We start from the raw sequence: 13113 nt of genomic DNA, 5'->3' as shown, positions 1-13113 counted from the left end.
TCTTACTGGTTTAAATTTGAATTTCTCTGCAGTAGTGTAGAGGGGTTTTCTATCATGAGTGAGTTGAGATGGCACAGTTTAACGAGTACAAGGTGATTCACATTGCCGAGGGGGGCTGCGGCACCCTGCTGCTGGGCTCCAGCGGTCTGCCGTTGAAGCGGGTGGAGGCCACCCTCAACGAGGAGGCCGCCCAGGGCTGGCAGCTGGTGTTCCAGGTGATCGAGCGCAAGCGCTACATGCTGTTCTGGGAGCGCGAGGCGGTGATCGTCACCCTGGGCCGCAATCGCTGATGAGCGGTCCCCACCTGGGACAGAGGCTGGCCAGCGCGCTGATTCGGCGCTACCAGCAGGGGGGCGGGTCTCGGCGCTACTTCAACCTGGAGTGCAATTTCACCCCCAGCTGTTCCGAGTATACCCGCCAGGCTATCCTCCGCTTCGGGGTGTGCCGCGGCATCGTACTGGGGTGGCAGCGCATCCGCCGCTGCAACAACCCGGACTGCGTCCGGCGTCACCCCGATCCCCTGCCCAAGGAGTGGCCATGACAGAGAATTTGGAACAACTCAACCGCCAGGAGGAGCAGCTCAGGATGGAGATACGGGCACTGACCGACGAGCAGAAGCGGCGCTACTATGCGCTGGAGCGCCAACAGGTCAAGGACCCCGATACCTATGCCGCACTTAACTGGTGTTTCCTGGCGGGGTTGCACCACTTTTACCTGGGGGAGCACCTCAAGGGGGGCATCAACCTGGCGCTGATGCTGCTGGGGGGGGGGCTGCTTGTGCTGATGCCCGGATACTGGGGCTGGCTGCCCATCCTCCTGGTGCTGGTCATGGAATTGCCCCAGCTGTTCGCCGCCCAGCAGGTTGTCCACCGCTACAACAACCGGGTGATGGCCCGTTGCCTGAAGCGGGTACGCTCAGGCCGAGAGTGATCCCGGTTAATTGTCGGCAGCTTGATCCACCGCACCGCCAGCCCGGGGCGGGCAAGGGCATAATGGACCACTTTGAGTGCAACCGAGAGCCGCCATGGACAAGCTGTTAGACCGATTCCTTCACTACGTTACCTTCGATACCCAGTCCAACGCCGAGTCGGATAGCCTGCCCAGCACCCCGGGGCAACTGGTGCTGGCGCGCGCCCTGTATGGCGAACTGACCAACCTGGGGTTCGATGAGGTCTCCCTGGACGACAATGGTTATGTGATGGCCACCCTGCCGGCCAACTGTGGGCGTGAGCTGCCCACCATCGGTTTTATCGCCCATATGGACACCGCCCCCGATGCCTCGGGCAGGGGGGTCCGGCCGCAGATCATTCGGCAGTATGACGGTGGCGTCATCCCCCTCGGGGAGCAGGGGGAGAGGTTGGACCCCGCCCAGTATCCGGTGCTCAGCAGCCTTGTCGGCCAGACCCTGATCACCACCGACGGCTCCACCCTGCTGGGGGCGGACAACAAGGCGGGGATCGCCGAGATCATCACCGCCATGATGGTGCTCAAGGCCAACCCGCAGATTGAGCACGGCCCCATCCGCATCGGCTTTACCCCGGACGAGGAGATTGGCCTGGGCGCCAGCGAATTCGATGTGGCCAAGTTTGGCGCCCAGTGGGCCTACACCATCGACGGCGGTCCGGTGGGCGAGCTGGAGTTTGAGAACTTCAACGCCGCCAGCGCCACTCTGGTGTTCTCCGGCAATTCGGTGCACCCCGGCAGCGCCAAGGGCAAGCTGGTCAACGCCCTGACCCTGGCCACTGCCTTCCATCAGCAGATGCCCATGGGCGAGACCCCGGAGCACACCGAGGGTTACGAGGGCTTCTTCCACCTGGTGGGGATCAAGGGCGGTACCGCCGAGGCCAGCCTGCACTACATCGTGCGCGACTTCTGCCTGGATTCCCTGGGGCGCCGGCGCGCCTTCCTGCAGGCCCAGGCCGACGCCTTTACCCGCGCCGGCCGCCCCTGTGAGCTGCAGTGGCAGGAGGGCTACCGCAACATGAAGGAGCAGGTCGCGCCTCATCCCCACATCATCGAGCTGGCCCGCGACGCGATGATCCAGTGTGGGGTTGTGCCGGAGATCAAGCCAATTCGCGGCGGCACCGATGGCGCCGTCCTCTCCTATAAGGGGCTTCCCTGTCCTAATATCTTTACTGGAGGGTACAACTTCCATGGCAAGCACGAGTTCATCACCCTGGAGGGGATGGAGCGGGCGGTGGCGGTGATCGTCAGGCTTTGCCAGCTGACGGCGGACCGCTCTTAGTGGAACTGCGGGGCCCCGGGGCCCCGTTGCGGAGGGGCAATGATTGCGGTGATTCTGGAGATCTATCCTACCGAGTCCGGTAAGGAGGCCTTTACCGCCCTGTCGGAGCGGCTGCTGAGCATGATCAGCAGCCACCAGGGGCTGGTCTCCATCGAGAGGTTCCAGAGCCTGATGGATGAGCACAAGCTGCTCAGCCTCTCTTTCTGGCTGAGCCAGGAGGATGTGCACCGCTGGCAGCGCCATCTGCAGCAGCTGTTTGCCGAGGATCCGTCGTCCAAGGCACTGATTCGTCACTATCGGGTTCGCAGCGCCGTGGTGGTCAGCGATCGCGCCGGCGACCAGCGCCAGCTTGATGCCTACTTTGCCGACCTGGACTGAGGCTGGGCCGCTTCAGTCGGTCACGTGACAGCGGGCATCGGTGACCAGCAGCTCGGCGATCTTGTCGGCGCTGACGGGACGGCCGAACAGGTAGCCCTGGGCCAGCCGACAGCCGTGGTCGCTGAGGAAGCCGACCTGGTCCCGGTGTTCCACCCCCTCGGCGATCACCGTCAGGGACAGAGAGTGGCCCATGGAGATGATCGCCTCGGCGATCGCCCTGGAGTCCTGATCTTTGGGAAGGCCGCTGACGAAACTGCGGTCAATTTTGAGGGTGTTGAGGGGCAGCCGCTTCAGGTAGCTGAGGGAGGAGTAGCCGGTGCCAAAATCATCGATGGCGATCTGTACTCCCATCCCCCTGAGCTGGCGCAGCCGCTGAATAGACTCCTCCGGGTTCTGAATCATGAAGTTTTCGGTGACCTCCAGCTCCAGGGCCGAGGTCGGCAGGCCGCTCTGCGCCAGGATCCTCCCCACCTCGCCGACAAAATTCTCCTTGAGCAACTGGGGCCCGGTGATGTTGACGGCGATGCGGCCGAAGTGGAGTCCCTGAGCCAGCCAGCGGGCTCCCTGCTCGCAGGCTTCCCTGAGCACCCACAGACCAATCTCATCGATCAGGCCGATGCGCTCGGCGGCCGGGATGAAGTCTGAGGGGGAGACGGAGCCGAGATCCTCTGAGTGCCAGCGCAGCAGCGCCTCCACCCCCACCATGCGGCCGTCGTGGAGGTCGATCTGCGGTTGATAGACCAGGGAGAACTCCTCTTTGGGCAGGGCCAGGTGCAGGGCGCTCTGCATTTTCAGGTGCTGCACGGAGCGCTCGGTGAGGGCATGGGTGTAGAAGGCAAAACTGTTTCGCCCCTGCTGCTTGGCGCGGTACATGGCGGTGTCGGCGTTGCGCAATAGGGTGTCCCGGTTGTCGCCATCCTGGGGATAGAGGGCGATGCCCATGCTGCCGGTGAGTTTGAGGTGTTCGCCTGAGCTTAGGGTCACCGGTTGCTGGAACAGGGCCATCAGTTTGTGGGCGATGTCGGCGGCGGCGGTGCCGTCGATCTCCGGTAGCAGCACCACAAACTCATCGCCACCGATGCGGGCGACGGTATCGGATTGGCGCACCTGCCGGCGCAGACGCACAGCGAACTCGCACAGGACCTCATCTCCCGCCAGGTGACCGCGGCTGTCGTTGATCAGCTTGAAGTGATCCACATCGATAAACACCACCGCCAGCTCATTGTGGGTGCGGCTTGCCCGGGCGATCTCGCTGTCCAGCCGGCTGTGCACCCGGATCCGGTTGGGCAGGCCGGTCAGGGGATCATGGTAGGCCATGTGGGCCAGCCGCTCTTCGGTCTGTTTCTGCTGGGAGATATCGGCGAAGATGCCGACGAAGTAGCGGATGCCGCCCTCATCGTCGTAGACCGCCGAGTGGGTCGACATCTGGGGGTAGAGGGTGCCGTCCTTGCGGCGGTTCCATACCTCGCCATGCCAATGGCCCTGGCTGAGCATCTGCTGCCACATCGTCCGGTAGAACTCCGGGTCGTGCCGGCCGGACTTCAGCAGTCTGGGGTTGTTGGCCAGCGCCTCTTCACGCTGGTAGCCGGTGATCCGGCAAAACGCCTCGTTGACCTCGATGATGGTGCCGTGGTGATCGGTGATCATCACCCCTTCGGCCGAGTTGGCAAACACCGTGGCTGCCAGGGTCAGCTGCTCCTGGAACACCTTCCTCTGGGTGATGTTGCGGGTCATGCCGAGCACTCCGAGCAGGGTTCCCTGTTCGCTGATGATGGGGCTCTTTATGGTCTCCAGCCAAGTTTTCTGTTCGGGATCACCGGGATCGGCGCACTCCTCCACCACCATCTGCCGGCACTGGCGGATCGCCTTGCTATCGGCGGCCTCGAACAGGGCGGCCCGCTCCGGACCGAACAGCTGGGAGTCGCTCTTTCCCAGGGGGGAGCAGCCCCAATCGCGGACGACGCTGCGGTTGGCGGCAACGTAGCGACCCTCGGTGTCCTTGATCCAGACGTGGTCCTCGATGCTGTTGATAAAGTCGTTGAGGGAGACGGGAGGTTCCGGGCCGGGGTCTGGGGCCCGATCGCCCGGGCCCAGGGGCAACTGGCGGGACAGGTCATTTTCCATCCTGCCCACCAGGTTGTCCCTCATCAGCGTCACCTCATCGGTGAGGCTGGCCGGGCCATGGAGGCACAGCAGGCCAAACAGGACTCCGTTGGGCCAGAACACCTCGGTCAGGTGCAGCCTGGGATCGCAACCGCCCTTGGGAGAGGTGTAGTTCAGCGAGGCATGGAGCTGTTCGGCAACTGGTGCCAGTATCGGGTCGAGCGCCTCCCCGGAATAGGAGTCAGCGCTGCAGAGCACCTCGGGCCTGTCGCCCTGGGTCACGGTGATCAGCACCCCTGTGGCATCGGCCCATCTCGCCAGCATGACCAGGGAGGGGCGCCATTGCCTGGCCAAATCAGGAAAGGAACTCGTATCCAGCCAGTTGGGATTCAGTACTGCCACTTCACTTACCCCAGTGACCGATGACGGCCATGAAAATAATATCATTAAAATTATTGACTTAGTTCAGGCTGTCCCGGCCTGTGCCGGCATTATCTCATGTCATGGGACCGTTGAATACAGAGGCTTGTCTTCGCTTCCCAGCTGTGTCAGGGGGGTCAGTTGAGCTCCTTTTTCAGGAAGAAACTGACGTAGCCCGGCGGCATGTCCTCCAGCTTGGCGAACACCTCGTAGCTGTGCTGCTGGTAAAACTCCAGGGCCAGGTAGTTGGTGGTCTTGATAAAGATGCCATGGGCCCCCTTGGTGTGGGCGTAGCCCTCCAGCTGATTCAGCAGGCGGGTCCCGGCGCCGCAGCGTCGCTGATCCTCATCGACCCAGATGCCGTCCACGTGCAGCCAGCCGAGTTTGACCTCACCGGCAATGCCGCCGACGATCTCATCCTGGTCATTCTTCAGAAAACAGGCAACGGTTTCGTGTTGCATGGAGCCTGCAACCGCGTCGTTGAATCCAATCAGTCCCTGCTTCAGGGCCTGGATCTCGCTCTCATCGGGAGGGGAGACCGGGGTCAGATGCAAACTGTCCATGTTGTTGATCTCTTGGGAAGGTGAGGCCAATAAGGTACTCATGGGGACGAGCAGTTTCAACTTCTGCCGAGCTCCAACCCTAGAATTGCTCGGTAATCTCGAGTTTCATCGCCTTCAGCTTCCAATGGCCGTCTCCCTGGCGGCACCACTGCTCCTGAAGGATCCGGCCGCGGCCGATATTCATCTGCCACTGTCCGTTGAGGTGGACCTCATCCTCGCTGATCTGCTCGGCTCGGGTGTGCTGATAGCAGAGGTCACTGGCGCCGGATTGCAGCATGCCCTGCCAAAAATCGTGGATCTGACCGCGCTGGTCATACTGGCCCAGGGGCGAGACCTCCAACAGGGCATCGTCGGTATAGCTGGCGACACAATAGTCGAGGTTGCCGTGATTGAACTGATTGATCCAGTTCTGGCTGGCCTTGAGGGCGTTGATCAGGGTGTGATGATGCATGCTTGCCTCCGGATACGCAGGCGTAGTGTTACAAGCATAACATCGGAAAGGGCAGGGTGCAGGGCCACAGCCTGCGGCCCTTGGCAATTACCCTGGCGCCCGTACCGGTGCTCTGCGGCAGTCACGGGGCTGGGGAGTGCTCCTGAGGCTCAGGCGTACAGGCCCAGGTTCTCCTTGGCAAAGGCCTCAAACTCGGTGCAGCCGCCGACATGCTGCTGATCGACGAAGATCTGGGGAACGGTGGCGACCGGGGCGCCGACGGTCTTCTCCAGGTCGGCCTTGCTGATCCCTTCGGCATGCATGTCCACGTAGCGGAACTTGAAGTCCTCACGGGATTCGGTCAGGGTCTCGGCGATCTGCTTGGCGCGAACGCAGTAGGGGCAGCCGGGTCGGCCAAAGATAACTACAAACATGGGACTCTCCTATGAAACGATGACGTAGTTATACCACAGACCGGCCAAACGCCTAAATGGGGTGAGATCCTGTCATTGGAAAAAACTCTTTATGTTACAGGTGTTTATGTTTTGTTAATCGGTGGGGTTAATCGGCACTATCGGCTTTTCTGTAGCGGCCCCGATAGTCAAACAGGGTCTCGATCACCTTCCAGCCATACTTTTCCCGGCGGGCGATGACGAAATCCGGGTGGCGGAACAGGCGGGCGGCGTCCACCACCGCGTCGGCGTCTGCCAATCTCAGGGGAATCCCGGGAGACCTGAGGTGCATCCGGGCAAAATGGTGGTAGAAGGCGCCTCTCTGGCCAGGGGTGGCAAAGCCGAAGATCTGCGACAGCTCCGCACCGTCCTCATCGTGCCAGGTCACCTTCACCCCAGGCTGGCCCGATTTCAGGGAGTGGCGGGTCAGCGACAGCCCGGCACAGCGCAGCACCAGGTAGTCCTTGAGTTTGAGGACCTCCTTGAGGCGGGTGTCCGGATCCACCAGCGCCTTGTCGCAGGCGTGGCAGTGGCGGGCGGCGATGTCGTTCTCTGCCAGGCAATCGGGACACTCCTTGAAGCGGAAGCGGAAGTCGCACTGCTGCTGCTGCGGGTCCAGCCCCTGGCAGCGGCGGCCGAAGTGCTCAAGCAGCAGGCCATTGTCATCGCATTTGCCCCAGAAGTGGTTGGCATGGCCGCACTTGGGGCAGGACACGGTGACCACCTGCGAGTCGGACTTGGGTTTGGGCTCCCCCACCTCCGGGGAGAACAGGGAGTAGCCGTTGCCGGCAAAGTCCAGCACCAGACACTCTTTTTTCCCCTCGGACAGACGTAACCCCCGCCCCACCATCTGTTGAAACAGGGCCACCGAGTCGGTACGCCGCAGGATGGCGATCAGGTCGATGTGGGGAGCGTCAAAGCCGGTGGTGAGCACCGAGACGTTGACCAGAAACTTGAGTCTACGCGCCTTGAAGTCGCGGATGATCCCTTCCCTGTCGGCGGCCGGGGTGTCGCCGGTGATCAGGGCGGTCTCCCCTGGCGGCAGCTTCGACACCACTTCCTGGCCATGACGCACCGTGGCGGCAAACACCAGCACCCCTTGGTGGCTGGCGCCCAGGGAGGTCAGGTGGTCGCAGATCAGGGTGGTGGCCCGCCCCTGGCTGATCAGCATGGTGTCCGCGTCCCCATCGTTAACGGGCAGCAGCAGAGAGGCGATGGCGCCATCGATGATCCTGGCCGGAGTAAGGTAGCCCTGTTTGATCAACTGGCCGATGGGCAGTTCGAAGATACAGGTTTCGAAGGGCTTGGGCTCGGGGCTGCGCAGGGTGCCGTTGATGTGCTTCCGGTAGACCCAGCCCTGATCCAGCCGGTAGGGGGTGGCAGTCAAGCCCAGCAGCCGCATTCTTGGGTTCGTTCGCTCAAGCGCCTGAATCACCCTGTTGTACTGACTGTCTCCCTGGAGGTTGACCCGGTGACACTCGTCGATGATCACCATGGAGAAGGGTTGCGACATCGCCTCCTCGGAGGCGGCCAGGGATTGGATGGAGGCGAACACCACCTTGCCGCCCGCCTGCTTCCGGCCCAGGCCGGCGGAGTAGATGTCCGCCGCCTGCCCCATGGCCAGCAGCTTGGCGTGATTCTGCTCCACCAACTCCTGGACATGGGTCAGCACCAGCACCCTGCCTCTGGCCAACCTGGCCAGTTCGGCAATGATGACGCTCTTGCCGGCGCCGGTGGGCAGGACCAACAGGGCTGGGGTCCGGTGGTGACGAAAGTGCTGGATGACGGCTCTGACCGCATCGGTCTGGTAGGGGCGAAGCTGCATGAACTGGATGGGTAATTCTAGGATAGAGGCATCCTAGCCCGGGAGGCGGCGGGGCTCAAGGCCGTTGCTGTCGCCCTGGGGAGGCCTGGAGATTAACGGGCATAAGATCGCGCCATTAGCGAGCCTGGTTCGGCCGTCATAAACCCACTGTTCTGGTCGTTCCCGGCTGCCGACGGAACAATTTGCGATCGGGCTGGGCAAAATCTAAACGGTGAATGTAATAAAATTTCCATTTATTGATTTCCATCATTATAAATGAGGCAGTTGCGGTGGATGTCGGTGGACTTTTTGCTTGGTGGATCACAAAATTTCGTTAGCATGGGCTAACAGGCGTGATAGCGGAGAGAGGGCAGTTGTGCACAGGTTTCAATGGCTGAACCGCTGGTTGGGTGAGGAGATACTGACGAAACGACGCAGCTACCTGCTGGTGTCCGGCTGCTTCATCCTGTTTGGCGCCGCCGTGGCACTGCTCTCCTCCTTCATCCATTACCGGATGCAGTCCAGCAGCATCGAAGCCTCCATCGACCAGCGCTTCGCCCAGCTCAGAGAGCTGAAGCTGGGAGAGTTGGACCGGCGCCTGCACGACCTCGACGGCCTGGTGACCGCCCTGGCAGAGAATCCCCTGATGACCGAGTATCTGCTGGCGCCCACGGCGGAACGACTCGAGGCGCTGCAACACCTGTTCACCCTGGTCGCCCGCTCCCATGAGGAGCTGATGCAGGTGCGCTACCTCGATCGCAGTGGCATGGAACGGGTGCGAGTGGACCGGGCAAGGGGCGCCGCAGAACCTGTGGTGGTGGGCGATTCCCTGCTGCAGGATAAGGGGCACAGGTACTATTTTCAGGAGTCCCGCGGATTGGCGGCGGGCCAGTTCTGGCACTCCCGCCTGGATCTTAACCGTGAACGGGGCCAACTGGAGCTGCCGATCCGGCCCACCTTCCGCGTCGCCACCCCGGTCTATCTGGATAACTTCTTTGCCGGTATCGTCATTCTTAATACCGAGGCCGACACCATGCTCGAGGCCCTCAGCCGGGCGCCGGATTTTGATGCCTTCCTGGTGGATGGCGATGGGGAGGTGTTGATCAGCCCCGATCCCCAGCTGCGCTGGAGCCGCTATCTGGATCACGACCCCTCGTTCAAGGAACGGGTGGCCGACGCAGAGGAGAGCTTCTACCGTTTTGACCTGGAGCCCCTGCTGAAAAATGGCGAGTCGCTGCAGGTGCTGATGGTGCCCAGGGAGGAGGCGCTGCAGAGACTGATGCACGCCAATACCCTGGCGGCGCTGATGATCGCCGCCAGCGTCATCCTCATCTCCTTCCCCCTGGCCTGGTTGGCGGCGGTGATCCCGGCAGCCCTGCAGCAGAGGCTGCAGGACACCCTGACCAAGCTGCGCAGCAGTACAGACACCCTGGACACCCATGTGATCTCCAGCAGCACCGATGCCCAGGGCAGGATCACCCATGTCAGCGGCGCCCTGTGTCGGATCTCTGGTTACAAGCCCTGGGAACTGCTGGGCCAGACCCATAAGCGGTTGCGCCATCCCGACGCCTCCGCTGAGGTGGTCGAGCAGATTCGGGCCGCCATGGCGGAGGGGAGAAGCTGGCGCGGGGAACTGAAGCAGCTTAGCCGCCAGGGGGAGACCTATTGGGTCAACACGGTGATCACCCCGAAACTGGACCGGGAGGGGCAGGTGCTCGGCTATACCGAGGTGTCGGCGGACGTCACCGATCGCAAGGCGCTGGAGAAGATGTCGGTGACCGACGATCTGACCGGGGTGTTCAACCGCCGGCGGTTGGATCAACGGCTGGAGGAGGCGATGGAGAGTTTCCTGCGCTACCGCCAGCCCTTCTCGGTGATCCTGCTGGACCTGGACAGGTTCAAGTCGATCAATGACACCGAAGGTCACCAGGCGGGAGACGCGGTGCTGGTGCAGGTGGCCCAGTGCCTGAAGGAGAATCTGCGTAAAGTGGATCACCTGGGGCGCTGGGGCGGCGAGGAGTTCCTGGTGATCTGTCTTGAGACCGAGGAGCTGGGGGCGGCCCAGTTGGCGGAGAAGCTCAGGGGCCGGGTGGCGTCATTGCCTCAGCCCGTAGGCCGCACCGTCACCGTCAGCATCGGAGTGGCCCAGGCCAAGCCGGACGAGAAGCTCAACCAGCTGTTCCGCCGGGTGGATGCGGCCCTGTACCGCTCCAAGCATGAGGGGCGAAACCGGGTGTCACGTTCCCAGGGGCCACTGCTGAGATCACCTTCTGCACCGGGATAAGTGTTCTACTTCACAGACATTCGAATGGGAAATCGCTAAGGTGAGGCGGATCTGTTTCGGAGGTGGACGTGAGCAACCTGATTATCGGCATCGCCATCCTGGCGGTTGCCCTGACCCTGTATCTCAAGTTGCGGGCGCGCCGCCTGGCCACCCCGGTCGAGGTGGTGCCTGACAGGACCAGCCGTCGAGACCGTCCCTGTCCCCGTTGTCAGTACACTCTGGGGTACAAGCCCGCTCCCTGTCGAAAATGCCGCATCTATCCCCAGCCGAATCAAGCTTGAGCGGCTGCTAAGTCGTCACCGGCGTCTCATTAGCCCGACTCACCGGATCATCGACCAGAAATAAGCCCCGCCAGGCGGGGCTCTGATGATGCAGTATCGGGCTCGGGCTAGCCCTCGTTGCGATTGAGACGGGTCTCGATCAGGTTGTCGATCACCGCCGGATCCGCCAGGGTGGAGGCATCACCCAGGGCGCCGACCTCGTTGGCGGCGATCTTGCGCAGGAAGCGACGCATGATCTTGCCGGAGCGGGTCTTGGGCAGGCCGGGCGCCCACTGGATCAGGTCCGGCGTGGCCAGGGCACCAATCTCGGAGCGTACCCACTGGCGCAGGGCCTGGCGCAGGGCCTCGGTCTCCTCGGTGCCCTTGGTGAGGGTGACGTAGGCGTAGATCCCCTGACCCTTGATGTCGTGGGGGTAGCCGACCACCGCCGCTTCCGCCACCTCGGGGTGGGCCACCAGGGCGCTCTCAATCTCCGCGGTTCCCAATCGGTGACCGGACACATTAATCACGTCATCCACCCGGCCGGTGATCCAGTAGTAGCCATCTTCGTCCCGGCGGGCACCGTCACCGGTGAAATACATGCCACGGAAGGTCTTGAAGTAGGTCAGTACGAAGCGGTCATGGTCGCCGTAGACGCTGCGCATCTGGCCGGGCCAGGAGTCCAGCAGCACCAGATTGCCCTCGCCGGCCCCCTCGATCAGGTTGCCCATGTTGTCCACCAGAGCAGGTTGCACCCCGAAGAAGGGGCGGGTGGCGCTGCCGGGTTTGAGATCGGTAACGCCGGGCAGCGGCGAGATCAGGATGCCGCCGGTTTCGGTCTGCCACCAGGTGTCCACGATGGGGCTGCGCTCCTTGCCGATGACGTCGTAATACCAGCGCCAGGCTTCCGGGTTGATCGGTTCGCCCACCGAGCCGAGGATGCGCAGGCTGCTGCCGTCGAAATCGTTGAAGTGATCCTCGCCCTCGGCCATCAGTGCCCGGATCAGGGTGGGGGCGGTGTAGAGAATGTTGACCTGGTGGCGGTCGATGATCTCGGCCATTCGCCTGGGCGAGGGCCAGTTGGGCACCCCTTCGTGCATCAGCAGGGTGGCGCCGTTGGCCAGTGGGCCATACACCATGTAGGAGTGGCCGGTGATCCAGCCCACGTCGGCGGTGCACCAGTAGATCTCGCCGTCGCGATAGTCAAACACATACTCGTGGGTCATGGAGGCGTACACCATGTAGCCGCCGGTGGTGTGCAGCACCCCCTTGGGAGTCCCGGTCGAGCCCGAGGTGTAGAGGATGAACAGGGGGTCCTCGGCGTTCATCTCCACCGCCTCGCAGTAGGGGGAGCTGACCGCCATCAGGTCGTGCCACCAGATGTCGCGCTGATCCTGCCACTGGATATCGCCGCCGGTGCGCTGCAGCACGATCACCCGCTCGACTGTGGTCACATCCGGGTGTTCCAGGGCGGCGTCGACATTGCCCTTCAGCGGGATGATGCGTCCGCCGCGTACCCCCTGGTCGGCGGTGATCACCACCTTGGACTTGCCGTCGACGATGCGGCTGGCGATGGAGTCCGGGGAGAAACCGCCGAAGATCACCGAGTGGATGGCGCCGATACGGGCGCAGGCCAGCATGGCCACCGCCGCTTCCGGCACCATGGGCATGTAGATGGTCACCACGTCGCCGCACTGCACCCCCTGGCCCTTCAGGGCGTTGGCGAAGGCACACACCTTCTCGTGCAGTTGGCGATAGCTGAGGGTGAGCTGATCCTTGTCGTCGTCCCCCTCCCAGATGATGGCGGGTTGGTCGCCCCGGGTCTCCAGGTGACGGTCCAGGCAGTTATACGAGGCGTTGAGGGTGCCGTCGTAGAACCACTTGATATAGAGGTTGTGGTCATCGAAGGAAACCTTGCGGATCTTGGTGTAATCCTTGAACCAGGTAATGCGCCGACCGTGTTCACGCCAGAACCCCTCGGGGTTCACCACGGACTCCTGGTACATGCGACGATACTGTTCGTCATTGATCTTCGCCGAGGCGGCGAGTTCGGCATTCACCGGATAGAGAGACTGCGTGCTCATCGAGGAATCCTTCTCTTTATTCAAAATGATGTCTACCCGCTAGAGTCTTGCAACTCCCCACGGGGGCAACCATTAGACATTGGTCTAGCG

13 protein-coding genes are annotated in these 13113 nt (G+C 62.5%); 7 read left to right on the top strand and 6 right to left on the bottom strand.

What is annotated here, in order from left to right:
- Positions 1 to 68: 68 nt before the first annotated feature.
- The 5 genes from FCL40_RS09940 to FCL40_RS09920 all read left to right on the top strand — a co-directional run bounded on the left by FCL40_RS09940 (position 69) and on the right by FCL40_RS09920 (position 2623).
- Positions 69 to 290: a DUF4177 domain-containing protein gene (locus FCL40_RS09940; RefSeq protein ID WP_136853143.1), complete on the top strand. Its 222-nt coding sequence runs from the start codon at positions 69 to 71 to the stop codon at positions 288 to 290.
- Entirely contained in the window at positions 290 to 541 is a 252-nt protein-coding gene (yidD, locus tag FCL40_RS09935) for a membrane protein insertion efficiency factor YidD (RefSeq protein WP_229360308.1), read from the top strand. The genes FCL40_RS09940 and yidD overlap by 1 nt, the downstream gene beginning before the upstream one ends.
- Positions 538 to 930 (top strand): TM2 domain-containing protein, encoded by a 393-nt coding sequence (locus FCL40_RS09930; RefSeq protein ID WP_136853142.1) that lies wholly within the window; start codon positions 538 to 540, stop codon positions 928 to 930. The genes yidD and FCL40_RS09930 overlap by 4 nt, the downstream gene beginning before the upstream one ends.
- Positions 931 to 1024: 94 nt before the next feature.
- Positions 1025 to 2245, top strand: coding sequence for a peptidase T (pepT, locus tag FCL40_RS09925; RefSeq protein WP_136853141.1), 1221 nt, complete (start codon positions 1025 to 1027; stop codon positions 2243 to 2245).
- Positions 2246 to 2284: 39 nt separating this feature from the next.
- A complete protein-coding gene (locus tag FCL40_RS09920) occupies positions 2285 to 2623 on the top strand; it encodes an antibiotic biosynthesis monooxygenase family protein (protein WP_136853140.1) in 339 nt (112 codons plus the stop codon).
- 12 nt (positions 2624 to 2635) lie between these two features.
- On the opposite strand, the gene FCL40_RS09915 is transcribed toward FCL40_RS09920, so the two are convergent.
- From FCL40_RS09915 to FCL40_RS09895, 5 genes are all read right to left on the bottom strand, one after another.
- Positions 2636 to 5050, bottom strand: a complete 2415-nt coding sequence (locus tag FCL40_RS09915; RefSeq protein WP_169307070.1) for a sensor domain-containing protein — start codon at positions 5048 to 5050, stop codon at positions 2636 to 2638.
- A gap of 233 nt (positions 5051 to 5283) precedes the next feature.
- Positions 5284 to 5709, bottom strand: a complete 426-nt coding sequence (locus FCL40_RS09910) for a GNAT family N-acetyltransferase (RefSeq protein WP_136853138.1) — start codon at positions 5707 to 5709, stop codon at positions 5284 to 5286.
- Between the two features lie 79 nt (positions 5710 to 5788).
- Positions 5789 to 6160 carry a Cif family virulence factor gene (locus tag FCL40_RS09905; protein ID WP_136853137.1) on the bottom strand — a complete coding sequence of 124 codons (372 nt, stop codon included), beginning with the start codon at positions 6158 to 6160 and terminating at the stop codon, positions 5789 to 5791.
- Positions 6161 to 6309: 149 nt separating this feature from the next.
- Positions 6310 to 6573 carry a GrxA family glutaredoxin gene (locus tag FCL40_RS09900; RefSeq protein WP_136853136.1) on the bottom strand — a complete coding sequence of 88 codons (264 nt, stop codon included), beginning with the start codon at positions 6571 to 6573 and terminating at the stop codon, positions 6310 to 6312.
- Positions 6574 to 6700: 127 nt separating this feature from the next.
- Positions 6701 to 8416 carry a DEAD/DEAH box helicase gene (locus FCL40_RS09895; protein WP_136853135.1) on the bottom strand — a complete coding sequence of 572 codons (1716 nt, stop codon included), beginning with the start codon at positions 8414 to 8416 and terminating at the stop codon, positions 6701 to 6703.
- Between the two features lie 355 nt (positions 8417 to 8771).
- Between FCL40_RS09895 and FCL40_RS09890 the strand changes: the two genes are divergently transcribed.
- Positions 8772 to 10679, top strand: coding sequence for a sensor domain-containing diguanylate cyclase (locus FCL40_RS09890; protein WP_136853134.1), 1908 nt, complete (start codon positions 8772 to 8774; stop codon positions 10677 to 10679).
- Positions 10680 to 10747: 68 nt separating this feature from the next.
- Complete coding sequence (locus FCL40_RS09885; protein WP_136853133.1) at positions 10748 to 10960, top strand: hypothetical protein; 213 nt, start codon at positions 10748 to 10750, stop codon at positions 10958 to 10960.
- 107 nt (positions 10961 to 11067) lie between these two features.
- Here the strand turns inward: FCL40_RS09885 and acs are convergent, their stop codons facing one another.
- Entirely contained in the window at positions 11068 to 13023 is a 1956-nt protein-coding gene (acs, locus tag FCL40_RS09880; RefSeq protein ID WP_136853132.1) for an acetate--CoA ligase, read from the bottom strand.
- Positions 13024 to 13113 lie beyond the last annotated feature (90 nt).

This window comes from Ferrimonas sediminicola (genome assembly GCF_005116715.1).
Lineage (GTDB): Bacteria > Pseudomonadota > Gammaproteobacteria > Enterobacterales > Shewanellaceae > Ferrimonas > Ferrimonas sediminicola.
The sequence above is the reverse complement of the archived record's forward strand: the minus strand, read 5'-3'. Positions and strand labels throughout refer to the sequence as shown.

Bases quoted from the DNA above. Each gene is read 5' to 3' on its own strand.
- pepT (WP_136853141.1), top strand. From the start codon at position 1,025: ATGGACAAGCTGTTAGACCGATTCCTTCACTACGTTACCTTCGATACC.
- acs (WP_136853132.1), bottom strand. From the start codon at position 13,023: ATGAGCACGCAGTCTCTCTATCCGGTGAATGCCGAACTCGCCGCCTCG.
- FCL40_RS09895 (WP_136853135.1), bottom strand. From the start codon at position 8,416: ATGCAGCTTCGCCCCTACCAGACCGATGCGGTCAGAGCCGTCATCCAG.
- FCL40_RS09905 (WP_136853137.1), bottom strand. From the start codon at position 6,160: ATGCATCATCACACCCTGATCAACGCCCTCAAGGCCAGCCAGAACTGG.
- FCL40_RS09930 (WP_136853142.1), top strand. From the start codon at position 538: ATGACAGAGAATTTGGAACAACTCAACCGCCAGGAGGAGCAGCTCAGG.
- FCL40_RS09940 (WP_136853143.1), top strand. From the start codon at position 69: ATGGCACAGTTTAACGAGTACAAGGTGATTCACATTGCCGAGGGGGGC.
- FCL40_RS09920 (WP_136853140.1), top strand. From the start codon at position 2,285: ATGATTGCGGTGATTCTGGAGATCTATCCTACCGAGTCCGGTAAGGAG.
- FCL40_RS09910 (WP_136853138.1), bottom strand. From the start codon at position 5,709: ATGGACAGTTTGCATCTGACCCCGGTCTCCCCTCCCGATGAGAGCGAG.
- FCL40_RS09900 (WP_136853136.1), bottom strand. From the start codon at position 6,573: ATGTTTGTAGTTATCTTTGGCCGACCCGGCTGCCCCTACTGCGTTCGC.
- FCL40_RS09915 (WP_169307070.1), bottom strand. From the start codon at position 5,050: ATGCTGGCGAGATGGGCCGATGCCACAGGGGTGCTGATCACCGTGACC.
- yidD (WP_229360308.1), top strand. From the start codon at position 290: ATGAGCGGTCCCCACCTGGGACAGAGGCTGGCCAGCGCGCTGATTCGG.